This is a genomic window from Bacillus sp. AR13-1, assembly GCF_008042285.1.
Classification (GTDB): Bacteria; Bacillota; Bacilli; order Bacillales; family Bacillaceae_G; genus Bacillus_A; species Bacillus_A mycoides.
The window spans coordinates 40,871-53,931 of sequence record NZ_QNUA01000023.1; the positions used below are offsets into that span (position 1 = coordinate 40,871).

At 34.1% G+C, this 13,061-nt stretch carries 16 protein-coding genes; 9 read left to right on the plus strand and 7 right to left on the minus strand.

Annotated elements, in window-relative coordinates; genetic code table 11:
* Positions 1 to 77: 77 nt before the first annotated feature.
* Both modB and modA read right to left on the minus strand, forming a co-directional pair.
* Positions 78 to 752, minus strand: coding sequence for a molybdate ABC transporter permease subunit (gene modB / locus DN408_RS18365; RefSeq protein ID WP_002169310.1), 675 nt, complete (start codon positions 750 to 752; stop codon positions 78 to 80).
* Between the two features lie 5 nt (positions 753 to 757).
* Entirely contained in the window at positions 758 to 1,555 is a 798-nt protein-coding gene (gene modA, locus DN408_RS18370; protein ID WP_002169309.1) for a molybdate ABC transporter substrate-binding protein, read from the minus strand.
* A 131-nt stretch (positions 1,556 to 1,686) separates the two neighbouring features.
* Between modA and DN408_RS18375 the strand changes: the two genes are divergently transcribed.
* Positions 1,687 to 2,634, plus strand: coding sequence for a helix-turn-helix transcriptional regulator (locus DN408_RS18375; RefSeq protein ID WP_078178052.1), 948 nt, complete (start codon positions 1,687 to 1,689; stop codon positions 2,632 to 2,634).
* A gap of 65 nt (positions 2,635 to 2,699) precedes the next feature.
* Here the strand turns inward: DN408_RS18375 and DN408_RS18380 are convergent, their stop codons facing one another.
* Positions 2,700 to 2,801 (minus strand): DUF3948 family protein, encoded by a 102-nt coding sequence (locus tag DN408_RS18380; protein WP_002124760.1) that lies wholly within the window; start codon positions 2,799 to 2,801, stop codon positions 2,700 to 2,702.
* A 255-nt stretch (positions 2,802 to 3,056) separates the two neighbouring features.
* The gene (locus tag DN408_RS18385) at positions 3,057 to 3,923 is read right to left on the minus strand and encodes a LysR family transcriptional regulator (RefSeq protein WP_002029391.1); all 867 of its coding nucleotides are present in this window, start codon (positions 3,921 to 3,923) and stop codon (positions 3,057 to 3,059) included.
* Positions 3,924 to 4,050: 127 nt separating this feature from the next.
* On the opposite strand from DN408_RS18385, the gene DN408_RS18390 reads away from it, so the two are divergent.
* Both DN408_RS18390 and DN408_RS18395 read left to right on the plus strand, forming a co-directional pair.
* Positions 4,051 to 5,019, plus strand: a complete 969-nt coding sequence (locus DN408_RS18390; protein ID WP_002124765.1) for a DMT family transporter — start codon at positions 4,051 to 4,053, stop codon at positions 5,017 to 5,019.
* A gap of 21 nt (positions 5,020 to 5,040) precedes the next feature.
* Complete coding sequence (locus tag DN408_RS18395) at positions 5,041 to 5,181, plus strand: YrzO family protein (RefSeq protein WP_002063481.1); 141 nt, start codon at positions 5,041 to 5,043, stop codon at positions 5,179 to 5,181.
* Positions 5,182 to 5,249: 68 nt separating this feature from the next.
* Here DN408_RS18395 and DN408_RS18400 read toward each other — a convergent pair whose 3' ends face one another.
* Positions 5,250 to 5,345, minus strand: coding sequence for a DUF3948 family protein (locus tag DN408_RS18400; RefSeq protein WP_002124767.1), 96 nt, complete (start codon positions 5,343 to 5,345; stop codon positions 5,250 to 5,252).
* Between the two features lie 336 nt (positions 5,346 to 5,681).
* On the opposite strand from DN408_RS18400, the gene DN408_RS18405 reads away from it, so the two are divergent.
* Complete coding sequence (locus DN408_RS18405) at positions 5,682 to 6,287, plus strand: lysophospholipid acyltransferase family protein (RefSeq protein ID WP_002124771.1); 606 nt, start codon at positions 5,682 to 5,684, stop codon at positions 6,285 to 6,287.
* 71 nt (positions 6,288 to 6,358) lie between these two features.
* Here the strand turns inward: DN408_RS18405 and DN408_RS18410 are convergent, their stop codons facing one another.
* On the minus strand, positions 6,359 to 6,451 hold the full coding sequence (locus tag DN408_RS18410; protein WP_012260201.1) for a DUF3948 family protein: 93 nt from the start codon (positions 6,449 to 6,451) through the stop codon (positions 6,359 to 6,361).
* Between the two features lie 305 nt (positions 6,452 to 6,756).
* On the opposite strand from DN408_RS18410, the gene DN408_RS18415 reads away from it, so the two are divergent.
* From DN408_RS18415 to DN408_RS18435, 5 genes are all read left to right on the plus strand, one after another.
* The gene (locus DN408_RS18415) at positions 6,757 to 7,734 is read left to right on the plus strand and encodes a LacI family DNA-binding transcriptional regulator (RefSeq protein ID WP_002124775.1); all 978 of its coding nucleotides are present in this window, start codon (positions 6,757 to 6,759) and stop codon (positions 7,732 to 7,734) included.
* Positions 7,735 to 7,894: 160 nt separating this feature from the next.
* Positions 7,895 to 8,224 (plus strand): PH domain-containing protein, encoded by a 330-nt coding sequence (locus tag DN408_RS18420; RefSeq protein ID WP_002091410.1) that lies wholly within the window; start codon positions 7,895 to 7,897, stop codon positions 8,222 to 8,224.
* A gap of 117 nt (positions 8,225 to 8,341) precedes the next feature.
* Positions 8,342 to 9,178 (plus strand): YitT family protein, encoded by an 837-nt coding sequence (locus DN408_RS18425; RefSeq protein ID WP_002009911.1) that lies wholly within the window; start codon positions 8,342 to 8,344, stop codon positions 9,176 to 9,178.
* Between the two features lie 261 nt (positions 9,179 to 9,439).
* Positions 9,440 to 9,796: a YxeA family protein gene (locus DN408_RS18430; RefSeq protein ID WP_078178053.1), complete on the plus strand. Its 357-nt coding sequence runs from the start codon at positions 9,440 to 9,442 to the stop codon at positions 9,794 to 9,796.
* Positions 9,797 to 10,543: 747 nt separating this feature from the next.
* Positions 10,544 to 11,314, plus strand: coding sequence for a TatD family hydrolase (locus DN408_RS18435; protein ID WP_002009903.1), 771 nt, complete (start codon positions 10,544 to 10,546; stop codon positions 11,312 to 11,314).
* Between the two features lie 32 nt (positions 11,315 to 11,346).
* Here the strand turns inward: DN408_RS18435 and DN408_RS18440 are convergent, their stop codons facing one another.
* Positions 11,347 to 12,996 (minus strand): DUF2334 domain-containing protein, encoded by a 1,650-nt coding sequence (locus DN408_RS18440; protein ID WP_078178054.1) that lies wholly within the window; start codon positions 12,994 to 12,996, stop codon positions 11,347 to 11,349.
* Positions 12,997 to 13,061 lie beyond the last annotated feature (65 nt).

The window sequence follows — 13,061 nt, forward strand, 5'->3', positions numbered from 1 at the left end:
AGAAATAAAATTCAGTCATTATTTAGGTCATTTTATTTTTCGGGAAATAAAAAAAGCAGCTTTTGTCGAAAACTGCTTTAGGAAGTGGTAATTCGCTTGTTAATGATTTGAATACATAATAAAAATAGTAATGACATGCTAATTGTTATGATGACAAGAGTCCAAGCGAGTTGCATATTACTTGCATCAATAGCCATATAAATTGCAGTTGGAATCGTTTGTGTTTTGCCAGGTATATTTCCTGCAAACATTAAAGTAGCACCAAATTCCCCGAGTGCGCGAACGAAGCTTAAAATCATACCGCTAAGTAGCGCGGGGAATGCAAGTGGGAGTGTAACGTGTAGAAAAACTTGATATTCACTCGCACCAAGGTCGCGCGCACCATCTTCAATTTGCACATTCGCGATGGAAAATCCTGTTTTTGCTGATTGATACATGAGCGGAAATGCAACGACTGTAGAAGCAATGATAGCAGCAGTAGATGTAAACATAATGGACTGCTGAAATAATGATTCAATCCACTTTCCAATGGGACTGTTATTTCCAAAAATGATAATTAGAAAAAAGCCGATAACAGTTGGTGGAAGCACCATTGGTAATAAGAAAATAGTTTCTAGTAGTACTTTATATCGCCACGAGGAGCGCGCTAATGCTCGTCCAATAATCGTTCCTAAGATCGTAACGATAATGGTGGCGCATGCAGCTACTCGCAAGGATAGAAAGACAGGTGACAAAATTGTATCAAAGCTCATAGCAATTATGGCAGGATTGTAAATCCATATTTCTTAAAGATAGATTGTGCATCTTTTGATTGCAAATACTCATAGAATGAAGTCGCCTCTTTCTTATGCTTAGATTCCTTTATAACACCTAAAGGATAGTGGATTGGCTCATGAGAATTAGCCGCTACCGCCTCTACAATTTTCACCTTGTCTGAAACGAGAGCGTCTGTTTTATATACAATACCAGCATCAACATTACCTGTTTCTACATATGTTAACACTTGGCGAACATCTTTTGTAAATACGATTTTATTTTGAACGTCATTCCAAAGATTTTCATGTGTGAGAGAAGCTTTTGCATATTTTCCTGCAGGTACAGATTCGGGTGTACCAAGTGCGATTTTCTTGATTTTCGCATCCTTTAAATCTTGAAATTTTGTAAGAGAACTATCTTTTGGAACGACTAGAACTAGTTCATTTCCAAGAAGGTTTTTCCCTTCTTTTTCATTAATGAATCCTTTTTTAACAAGAGTTTGGAATTTATCTTCTGCTGCAGAGAAGAATAAATCAGCAGGTGCACCTTGTTCGATTTGTTGTTGAAGTGCACCAGAAGCACCGAAGTTAAAAGAAAGTTTAATGTTTGGTTCTTTCTCTTTATATTGTTTTTCAATTTCTTTTAGTGAATCTTGTAAACTTGCAGCCGCTGATATAGTCAGCTCCACTGATTTTCCCTCTTTAGCAGCTGACTTTTCTTCGCTTGAACAAGCTGCACTGAATATAAGAAGAAAAGAAAGTATAAGTACCCCAATGGATCGTAATGTAAATTTGTTCATAAAAAATCCCCCTTCGTTTACTAAACTAATTATAACTAATCATAACTAAATATAACTAGTTATAATTGAATATAATTTGAACGATATAGTTGTTTTTAAAAACTAGGAGAAATATTCTTTTCTTTGTTACAATGAAGGAAGAAAGTGAGGAATCGTCTATGGATCATCATTCCTACACAACGGAAGAAGTAGCAAAGCGATTAAAAGTATCAAAACTAACTGTATACGACTTAATTAAAAAAGGAGAACTGCCTTCTTATAGAGTTGGTAGACAGATGCGCATTGATGCAGCTGATTTAGAACAATATATAAAGCAAATGAAAACAGGGAAGGTACAATTTACTCCTGTAAAGAAGGACGAAATTAGTAGTTCGAATACACGCATCATTAGTGGTCAAGAACTAACGTTAGATATGTTGGCAAAGCATATAGAAAATCGATTGCCAAATTCTAATATATTGAGAGCGTATCAAGGTAGTTTAACGAGTTTAGTGAAGATGTACCAAGGAGAAGGAAGCGTCGTTAGTTTACACTTATTTGATGGTGAAACGGGTACATATAATGTTCCTTACGTAAAACGTATTTTAGTTGGACAATCATATATTATGATGAATTTATTAGCAAGAAATGTTGGGTTTTATGTGCAAAAAGGGAATCCACAAAATATAAAAACATGGGCTGATTTAGCTCAGTCATCTATACGATTTGTAAATCGAGAAAAAGGTTCTGGTATTAGGGTGTTAGTGGATGAGCAATTGCGAATTCAAAAATTAAGTAAAGAAGATATTAACGGGTATGAATGGGAAGAATCGAATCACCTTGGCGTTGCCTCGCAAGTCGCGAATGGAAAAGCTGATATTGGGGTAGGATCAGAAAAGTTTTCCCAAATTGTGAACGTAGACTTTATTCCAATAATGAAAGAACAGTATGATTTAGTACTTCTGAAGAATAAAGAAAATGAGGAACTTATTGAGGTTATAAAAGAGGTTTTGCAATCTGAAGAGTTTCACAATGAATTAAAAGCAATTGGTGGATATGATATAAGCAAAATAGGCCAAATTATATATGAAACAAACTAAAAGGCTGCTTGTCTATAAGACGAGCAGCCTTTTCTATATATAAAGGGGTTGGGGGAAACAAAGTGTTAAATAAGACTTTGAGCAAGTGCATAAATGAATGCAGTAAGAAGAGTAGCTCCACTTGCAAGTCCGATAAAGTCTGATTTGTTGAAAGTAATGTTGTTCATTATAATCTCTCCTTATTTGTTTAATGTAGTTGCAACTGCTTTTGCATCGATAAGTGCGGATAGCACCATGCCCATTGTATTGAAAAATTTGTTTGATTTCATTTTGTTCATCATGCGTATCCGCTCCTTTTCGAATTGTTGTTGCCCTGCTTTCTGTCTTAATTATATGAAATATAGCAGCCTGCAACTATCGAATTGGCTTACGTAAGACTTACACTTTTGTAAGAAAAAAAGACATTCGTGTAAGAATGTCTTTTAAAGCATATTGATATGATGATGTGCTTCAATTGTTTTTAAAAAGCTTCGCATCGAATTGGTCATGTAACTATCTTTACGGCGTATGAAAACAGTTGAAATACTACCATATTTCTCCGGAATTGGATGACAGTGTACTTTACCTGCTGTAGAAAGGTGCTGCACCGCAGACTGGGGGACGAGTGTAATCCCAAGACCGAGCGCTACGCTATTTAATATAGTTTCTAATATGTTAAACTCCATAATTCTTTTTGGTAGCAAACCTTCATCTTTAAGCCATCGTTCAAGCTTGGAACGGTATCCACATCCTTGATTAAAAACGAGTAGGGGCGTCGTAGTAAATTCTTCTATATGAAAAGCTTTATTTTGTGTAACAAGCATTAATTTCTCAGTACTAACATCGTATTGTTCAATTAGTGGATGTTTAATAGGACCTGATATAAAGGCGCCATCTAATTGGTGATCGAGTACTTCTCTAATAAGCTCTTCCGTTAGACCAGCTTGTAATGATAAATCGACATTTGGATAGCTTTTGTAGTAAGAAGACAAAATGGTAGGCAATGTACTGACTGTTTCGACTGTACCGATTTTTAATATACCAGATGGTGTTTCACTATCTAAAAACACTTGTTTTAGCTCTTCAACATCTTGCAAAATTTTATGAACGTAAACGAGCATTTTTCTTCCTTCAGCTGTTAAAGTCATGCCTCGCTTATGACGGTAAAAGAGAGGTGTTTTCAGCTCGTTTTCTAATTGTTTAATACGTGCGGTTACATTTGATTGTACGTAATTTAATTCCTTTGCTGCGCCGCTTACACTACCGCGGTCGGCAACGCTCTGGAAGATTTGTAAGTCTCGTAATTCCATTTTATGCTCCTCCTTGATGTTAACTATCATTATAAATGATAGTTAACATCATTTTGAATCATTTTACGTGATATATTTTTTCTTTTACAATTCTCTTTGTGCAAATAGAAAGAAGCGGGGGATTGTGGTGAGAAAAGGTCAAATGATAATAGGTGCTTTGGCATGTTTAATTGCAAGTATGTCATGGGGAGCGATGTTTCCGGTTGCTGATCATGCTCTAGAATACATAGATCCATTTTATTTTTCGTTTATTCGTTATGGTGCGGTAGCAATTGTATTGATTGTATTATTGCTAATGAAAGAAGGAAAGAAGGCATTTCGCTTAGAAGGAAGAGGGAAGTTACTCGTCTTTTTTGGAACAATGGCTTTTACCGTATATAATGTATTAATTTTTCTAGGACAAATGTTAATGGGAAAATCAGGTGTAATGGTAGCTTCTATTATGGAGGCGCTTATGCCAATGATTTCAATTTGTATTTTATGGGGATATAAAAATATAAAGCCGAAGAAATATATGATAACGAGCATGATTATTGCGTTTGTAGGGGCTGTATTTGTTATTACGAAAGGTGATATGAGTTTCTTTTTAACATTGAAAGATAACATGTTTTCGCTAGCATTTATATTTGTTGGTGTTGTAGGATGGGTTATTTATACGATGGGTGGTCAAACGTGTAGCGATTGGTCAACATTACGCTATTCTACTTTGACATGTGTATTGGGTACAACTGTCACAGGGATTATAACTGTGGTCATTACAGTGCTTGGATATGTATCTGTTCCAAGTATGGAAACGATTTCTATTGTGAAGTATGATTTGTTATTTATGATGACATTACCAGGTATCGTAGCACTACTTGCTTGGAACTACGGTGTGAAAATCTTATCATCCATTAATGGTATTTTATTTATTAACTTTGTGCCAATTACTACTTTAGTTATTATGATGATGCAAGGGTATAAAATAACAACATTTGATATTGTAGGAACATTATTTGTTATTGCAGCGCTTATTCGTAATAATGTTTGTCAGAGAAAAGAAGAAAATATAAATAAACAAATTTTGCAAGAAAAGCAATTGCGTCAAGCTGTTTAATAGGCAACTGGAGGATTTTATATGTTAGAAAGTTTATTGTTTTTCTTTGCTGCTGGAGTTGCCTGCGAGCTTGCAGCAATTAATCGAAACGGTCGTAAAAATATAAAACAACAAGCTGAATTGATACAGCTTTTAAAAGATTTGAAGGAAAGAAAAAATTAAAAGACGACCGGGCATAGACGGTCGTCTTTTCTATTATTATTTATATAAAGGGGAAAGGGGACACAAAGTTATATAAGCGTAGCAGCGTAAATGAAAGCAGTAAGAAGAATCGAGCCGCTAGCTAGTCCTAAAAAATCTAATTTATTAAAAGTCATGTTATTCATTATAAATTCTCCTTACTTGTTTAATGTAGAAGCAACAGCTTTTGCATCGATAAGAGCGGAGAATACCATGCATATTGTATTTAAGAAATTGTTCGTTTTCATTTTGTTCATCATATAGATCCGCTCCTTTTCAAATGGTTGTTGTTACTTTCTGACTTAATTGTATAAGATAGTGGAGGGAGCCGCTATCGAATTAGCTTACAAGAAAATTACACTTTTGTAAGAATTGAAATTTAACAATAAATACTTATTTTTATTACCAACTCCTAAAACTTAGTGTTATAATCGTTGTAAGAAAATGATTATACTTCGGATATTCAGAAAGGAACGAAACAAATGTATAAACCAATTACATTTTCGTTGAAATATATATTTAAAATGGCTGGGAAGGTAGAAGTACAAGGGAGAGAGAAATTACCGGAAGGTGGCCCTTACGTTGTTGCGTGTACACATACGAGTTTTATGGATGTTTTAATGTTAGCGGCAGGAATGTACCCAACCCAAATTCATTACATGGCAAAAAAAGAATTGTTTGAAGGGAAATTTAAAAATTGGTTTTTTAAAAATGTAAATGCATTCCCTGTAGACCGTGCGAATCCAGGGCCAAGCACATTAAAAATTCCATCACGTTTATTAAAAGAAGGAAAAGTAGTAGGGATTTTCCCGAGTGGGACGAGGTCATCAGAAGACGTTTCACTAAAAGCTGGGGCTGTTACGATTGCAATGCGTTCTAACGTTCCGTTAATACCGGCAGCTTATGTTGGTCCATCAAGTATAAAAGAATTGATAAAAGGAAAAAAAGCGCGATTAGTTTTTGGAGACCCAATTCAAATCGATGCTGAAGAACAAATAGACCGAAAAACGGCTATGAAAATGATGACAGATGAATTAAATGCAAAGTTTGAAGAACTAAAGGAAGTCTTGCAGCCGAATCAAAAATAAGAAAAGACGATCGTGCATAGACGGTCGTCTTTTCTATTATTATTTATATAAAGGGGAAAGGGGACACGAAGTTATAGTGTAGCAGCGTAAATGAAAGCAGTAAGAAGAACCGTGCCGCTAGCTAGTCCTAAAAAATCTAATTTATTAAAAGTGATGTTGTTCATAATGTATTCTCCTTACTTGTTTAATGTAGAAGCAACAGCTTTTGCATCGATAAGAGCGGAAAATACCAAGCTCATTGTATTTAAGAAATTGTTCGTTTTCATTTTGTTCATCATATAGATCCGCTCCTTTTCAAATGGTTGTTGCCCTGTTTCTGACTTAATTATATGAAATGTTGCGGAGAGTCACTATCGAATTAGCTTACAGGAAAATTACACTTTTGTAAGAAAAACGAATGAAAGTGTCATGATGAGAAGATTTGACATATGTTCATGTGATTCATTAAGTTAAAAGTAGAGGTGAGTGTATGGCTAATATTAAAGATATTGCAAAGATGGCTGGGGTTTCAGTTACGACTGTTTCGAGGGTATTAAATGATCATCCATATGTAAGTGAAGAAAAAAGGAAAGTTGTTTTAGAAATAGTTGAGAAATTGAATTACTCGCAAAATGCAAATGCTGTTCATTTATCAAAAGGGAAGACGAATATTGTTGGCGTGATTTTACCTTATATTAACCATCCGTCTTTTGATGCGATGGTGGGTGGAATGATGGAAGTTGCGTTAGCTCATAATTACAGGGTGCTTCTTTGTCAAACGAACTACAATAAAAAAGAAGAAATGAAAAGTTTACATATGTTGAAAACAAAGCAACTAGACGGTCTTATCATTTGTTCTCGTGCTAATGAGTGGGAAACTATAGAGCCTTATGCAGCGTATGGGGCGGTTATTGCTTGTGAGGATAATGATATTGAAAGCATATCGAGTGTATATACAGATCATTTTAATGCCTTTCAATTAGGGATGAGTTACCTTATTGAAAAAGGTTATAAGAAGATTGGATATTGTACGGGAAGAAAGTTAGGGCCAAGTAGTAAGAAACGTTTTGATGCTTATAAACAACAGCTACAATTAATAGATGAAGAAGTGATGGAAGATCGGATTTTCACAGAATGCTTTACGTTAGAAGATGGTGTAAGAGTTGCACATCAATTCAAGGAGATGGAGAATCCTCCTGAAGCATTAATAGTGGCAGGAGATGAAGTTGCTATTGGGATCATGACAGAAGTTGAAAAATTAGGTATTGAAGTTCCTGAGGATTTAGCGATTATTGGTTTTGATAATCAACCGATTTCTCAAGTTTTACAACTGACAACCATTGACCAAAATTTAAAGGGAATAGGTAAGACGGCTTTTGAAATGTTTTATAGGCAAGTAAGTGATGAGGGTTCTAAACAAGAAAAGATGGAAATTCCGTATAAACTTGTGGAACGCTCAACGGTTTAGTATTTATCCGTTATGTGTATAATCACATAACGGATTATTTTTTGAAATGTCTTTGACAGGAAACGCGTTTCATACTTTATAAAAGAGTTACACCGGTCTGTAATAATCCATGGATTCTTTTCAAGTGCTAAAACAATGAATAGAATTTGGAGGAATATGCATGAATGAACTTTTATTAAGTATGAAAAAATATGTAGAGGATGACGAAAAGATTTTAGCGTTTGTCGTAGGGATATTTGAAAAGGATGACTTTACTTTATGTTATCAACATGGGATTTTTGTTGCCACTACTAGACGTCTTCTATTTTACGGGAAATTTTCGTGCTATCCTGCGATATTTGAAGAGTATTCATATTTGCATATAGATGACATAGATTTCCGTCCATATTTCGAATGTACTTGTAATCGTGAAACCATTAGAGCTAAGTATATTCAGAGTGGGAATGTGGAGCGCTTTGTCCGTACAGTTAGAGCTAATATGAATAATTAATCACCCCTTTGTTTAAACATAATATCTTGGTCTTTGTGAGGGAAAATGCGGAATAAAAACAACTTCTAAACCTCTAGGAGATAGTGATACAATGTCAAATGGGGGGAGGTATGAACTATGGTTAATCAACGTATAAAGGAAATAACACTAATTACAATTGGTTCATTATTATTCGCAATTGGTATTAATTACTTTGCAATTCCAAACCGTTTATCAGAGGGTGGAATTATTGGTTTAACGGTTGTTACGTACTATTTATTTGATTGGTCACCAGGAATTGTGAATTTTGGTTTGAATGCAATTTTATTAGCTGTAGGTTATAAATTTTTTGATAAGAAAACGATGGTTTACACAATTATAGGTATTGTGGAAACCTCTTTGTTTTTATATGTTACAGAACATATCGAATATCAAGTAAATAGTGATACGTTACTAGCAGCTTTATTTGCTGGTGTATTTGTAGGTATCGGATTAGGCTGTATGTTCAAAGCTGGAGGTACATCAGGAGGATCGGCAATTTTAGCTCGACTAGCAAATCAATATTTAGGTTGGAGCGTTGGTAAAGGCGTACTTATTATTGATATCGTTGTAATTGCGGGTTCTGTATTTATAATAGGACAAGAAAAGGCAATGTATACACTTGTAGCTGTATTTGTCGGAGCGAAAGTAATTGATTTCATCGTGGAAGGTATGGATACAAAAACAGCTGTTACAATCATTTCAAATCAACCGGATTTAATACGTGAAACTATTACAAAAAACATGACACGCGGTGTCACTGTATTAGAGGGACGCGGCGGATATACTGGTAAAAATAAAGAAGTTTTATATATCGTTATTAATAAACAAGAGCTTGTTAAGTTAAAGCAAGTTATTAGTAGAGTTGATGAAGATGCCTTCGTTGTCATTCACGATGTGCGTGATGTACTTGGCGGTGGCTTTAAAGCAAGCTAAAAGGTGAACGAGAAAATTCGTTCATCTTTTTTTTATCCCGCATTAACGGGCAGTAGAACTCTCACCTCAAAATTCAGCTGGAGCAAAGAAGTTAGGTGGGAGATCAACTGCCCGTAAACGCCCGATTGGTGAGGGCTGATTAAAGTTTCACTTTATTCTTACAAAAATGTAAGGGTAATGTAATGGGATTGAATGGTAGATTAAATTCCTGCTCTTTAGAATGGATGTATAAGTATCCTGTAGAGGAGGAAGATCAGTATTATGAAGAAAAAAATAATTACTACTGTAATAGCCATGGTAGTGATAGTAGTAGTATTACTACCTACGAAACTTGGACCGGTTATTGATAAATATAATCCGCTTTATACGACGAAAGAATACTATACAATTGTGGATGCGATTGGTCAGCATGTCGGTGATGAATGGTATGAATATGAATTTATTGCATTTGATGAACGTGGAAGAGAACAAAAAATAAAGAAGACTGTTAAGCATATGTTAAAGAGAGATGAAGCATTAAAGGTGTACGCAAAAGGACGCTACGGCGAGGCAATTGAAGAAATTGAAGCTGGAAATATTCCTATTAATGCGAAGAGTAAACTTTTAATGATGAGATAGCGGATTATACCCCCGCCTATTTTTTGTCGAAAATAAAAATACTAGGTAGGGGTATTTTAGATTCGTGAAAAAGCCTTAGTCCATATGGACTAAGGCTTTTCTTATTATATAAGGGGGAAGGGGGTACATTGTAGTAGCATGAGTGAAAGGTATAAGAAGAGTCGGCTACTAGCAATGTAATTTGGTTATGTGAGTATTCTTCTTATTTGGCTTACTTTCTAACCTTATTGTACAAAGTATAGGTAAGGGGAACTATCGAATTACATTACACATAGCTTACAAATATGTAAGACTCCTGTAATGCAATTCGATAGTTAAAAGATAGTAAATTTAATATAGTGTAACTAGAAAGTCTCATTTTATTACTTTCTGATTCGCAATGTTAATGAAGAACGAAAAACCAACTAACTTTGAATAGCCCTCATCTTAGCTTAAGATGAGGCCTTTTTTCAAACCTTACAACATTGTAAGGTTTACGTAAGTTAATTCGATAGTAAATTTGTCATATTTTTTGCATAATAGATACAAATAGATAAAAAATAATTAGGGATATATTAAGAAGGGAGAAAACTGGGATGCGTAAAGAAGAAGTAGTGAAGTTTCCAATTAAAGATTTCTGTAGCTACTTTACTGTTGCCGTAGTATGTATTGGATTATTTGATATAATAACAAATTTAATTGTTAACTAATATAGATGATAAAACAAGAAGGAAGACCCTTTCTTGTTTTTTTTATGGGGGCATAAAGATGAAATTGATTGATAGCCATATACATGTTGATCAATATGAGAATGAAGAGAAAAGTAGATTATTTATAGATGTGGAAAACAGTAAAGAGATACAAGGGCTTATTGCAGTATCTATGAATTATCAATCATGTCTAGAAACTTTATCTTTAGCAAAGCGATATCCTTTTGTACATCCAGCAATAGGTTTTCATCCGGAGCAGCCGATTCATAAAGAGGAATGTGAGAAAATTTATAAATTAATTGAAGATCATGTAGATGAAATTGTTGCGATTGGTGAAGTGGGACTCCCATATTATTTAAGGAAAGAAGATGAAAATATTGCTATTGATCCATACATAGCGGTGTTAAAAAAGTTTGTGGAACTAGCTAGTAAATACGATTTACCAATTATATTGCATGCGGTTTATGAAGATACTGACACTGTATGTGGTTTACTTGAAGAATATAAAGTTTCGCGTGCACACTTTCATTGGTTTAAAGGAAGTGAAGAGACAATGAAACGGATGATGAGGAACGGTTATTATATTTCTATCACACCGGATGTTTTACATAAGGAGAAAATTAGAAAAATAGTTTCGTATTATCCGCTTGAATATATGATGGTAGAAACAGATGGGCCGTGGGAATTTCAGAAGGATACGATGACACATCCTTATATGATAAAAGATGTATTACAAGAAATTAGTATAATAAAAAAAATATCAGTAGAGAAAGTTACTGAGCAAATATATGCGAATACGGTGCGATTTTATAAAGTTAGTGAGTCATAAAAAAACACCAAGCATCTCGCTTGGTGTTTTTTTTATGACTCTAATTTTTTCGCACGTCTTAATAATAAAAGAAAGACAATTATAATGAACCCAATTATAAGGAAGAACCCATATTGTTTTATATAATCAATTATGTCATTCGCACTTGTTGGTTTTTCAACGTGAATGCCTTCTTTATTAGTAGTAATATGAATATCTTTCATTTTTACTTCATTCATGTCTTTTTGTAAATCAATCCACTCTATGTTTGGAATACTTTCTAGTTCTTTTAATACTTCTTTTAATGGTTCAACGCCCAAGTAAGGATGATAAAATGCACCGATAATTCCATCAGATAGTTTAGTGATAGATAAAGCACGTTCTTTCATTTTTGCTATAGCTTGTGGCTTCCCTTCTTCAATAAAGCCAACAGTTTCAGGAATTAATTTCATCCCATGCAAAAATGACGGTGTACTTATATAAGCTGGTGAGTGCATTGATTTCCAAGTTGTATCGTTTAGTTGTATTTGTCCTACATAAGTTGAAAAATATTGTGATAGTATTTCATATCCTTTTTGAGACATTGTATAGTGCGGAGCTTCAAAGGCAACTGGATATAATTTAGCTTCTACAAGCTCTGTAATCCCTTTTTCAATATGATCTTTAATATATTTTTCTTCGAAGGCTTTCCCGTTTTTTACGTATTTATTATAGTCTTCTGGAGACTGAAAATCTTTTTTTGTTTTTGATTTTTCATGGTTTGGTTGGCGAATTGGTTGATCTGTTTTTACATCCCAAAATTCAAAACCTTCGCCAGTTTCACTATCATAAAACTGATGTGTGTAACCATGCATAACGATAGAGCCACCATTATCTTGCATAAAGTGTAAAACATCGATTAATTCAGAGTTATCCTTTAAATGTACTGTTTTTCCTGTGTCTGGATCGTTGTAAACAGGGATAACGGTAATCATATAAGGGAGCTTTTTCTCTTTTAGTAATTCAGCGATTTCTTTTAATTGCTTTACATCTACAGCTGGATGAACGTCTTCAAGACGTAAATAAGCTGAAGTTTTATTTGTTTCAGGTTTTTGTCCGAAATAAGAAAATAACATTTCACCGACGTAATGAGACATCCAATCGAAAAGGTTTGGAGTTGCAACATAATAGGATGTTCCTTGCTGAATGATTAACGGATGAGTTCCATCAGCACTCAAGGCGTAAGCAAGAGTTGTTCCTTTTGTTTCAATTTTCTTCATTAAGCGTTCTTCATGTAATTCATTTTTTAACTGGTTAGTCGGATATTCTATAGTGTGAATTCGTATATCGGTTTCTTTCAGGGTAATGAAAGAAAAACGATTAGATAATTGTTCAACATTTTGTCCTAAAACTAATATGGGACCTGAGAAGTTTTCTAGAAATTGTTTTGCTGCAATAGAAAAATCTTCTTTTTTCTCTCCGATATAAACAATATGTGTATAAGAAGATGATTCAGTACTTTCCTTTACTTCCTTTAAGCTTTTTACTGTTATATCTTTTGTAAAGTGCCCTAACTGAGTATTAAGGATTTGTACATTGTTTGTAATTTTGTTGTCTTCTGTACTATACAAAACGAGTACTTTTGATTTTGATGATGTTTGTGCAGAGGTATGTATAGGAATGAGTAGTAAAATGCTGAAAAAGATTAGTAGAGTTCTTTTCATTTATTTATGCTCCTATTCTATATATAGAATTCAATTTACAATTATATACAATAAATAATTTATAG

Coding starts and splice junctions, on each gene's coding strand:
- DN408_RS18395 (WP_002063481.1), top strand. CDS start 5,041: ATGTTAGAAAGTTTATTGTTTTTCTTTGCTGCTGGAGTTGCCTGCGAG.
- DN408_RS18415 (WP_002124775.1), top strand. CDS start 6,757: ATGGCTAATATTAAAGATATTGCAAAGATGGCTGGGGTTTCAGTTACG.
- DN408_RS18385 (WP_002029391.1), bottom strand. CDS start 3,923: ATGGAATTACGAGACTTACAAATCTTCCAGAGCGTTGCCGACCGCGGT.
- DN408_RS18435 (WP_002009903.1), top strand. CDS start 10,544: ATGAAATTGATTGATAGCCATATACATGTTGATCAATATGAGAATGAA.
- DN408_RS18410 (WP_012260201.1), bottom strand. CDS start 6,451: ATGAACAACATCACTTTTAATAAATTAGATTTTTTAGGACTAGCTAGC.
- DN408_RS18375 (WP_078178052.1), top strand. CDS start 1,687: ATGAAGGAAGAAAGTGAGGAATCGTCTATGGATCATCATTCCTACACA.
- modB (WP_002169310.1), bottom strand. CDS start 752: ATGAGCTTTGATACAATTTTGTCACCTGTCTTTCTATCCTTGCGAGTA.
- DN408_RS18405 (WP_002124771.1), top strand. CDS start 5,682: ATGTATAAACCAATTACATTTTCGTTGAAATATATATTTAAAATGGCT.
- modA (WP_002169309.1), bottom strand. CDS start 1,555: ATGAACAAATTTACATTACGATCCATTGGGGTACTTATACTTTCTTTT.
- DN408_RS18430 (WP_078178053.1), top strand. CDS start 9,440: ATGAAGAAAAAAATAATTACTACTGTAATAGCCATGGTAGTGATAGTA.
- DN408_RS18440 (WP_078178054.1), bottom strand. CDS start 12,996: ATGAAAAGAACTCTACTAATCTTTTTCAGCATTTTACTACTCATTCCT.
- DN408_RS18380 (WP_002124760.1), bottom strand. CDS start 2,801: ATGAACAACATTACTTTCAACAAATCAGACTTTATCGGACTTGCAAGT.
- DN408_RS18425 (WP_002009911.1), top strand. CDS start 8,342: ATGGTTAATCAACGTATAAAGGAAATAACACTAATTACAATTGGTTCA.
- DN408_RS18420 (WP_002091410.1), top strand. CDS start 7,895: ATGAATGAACTTTTATTAAGTATGAAAAAATATGTAGAGGATGACGAA.
- DN408_RS18400 (WP_002124767.1), bottom strand. CDS start 5,345: ATGAATAACATGACTTTTAATAAATTAGATTTTTTAGGACTAGCTAGC.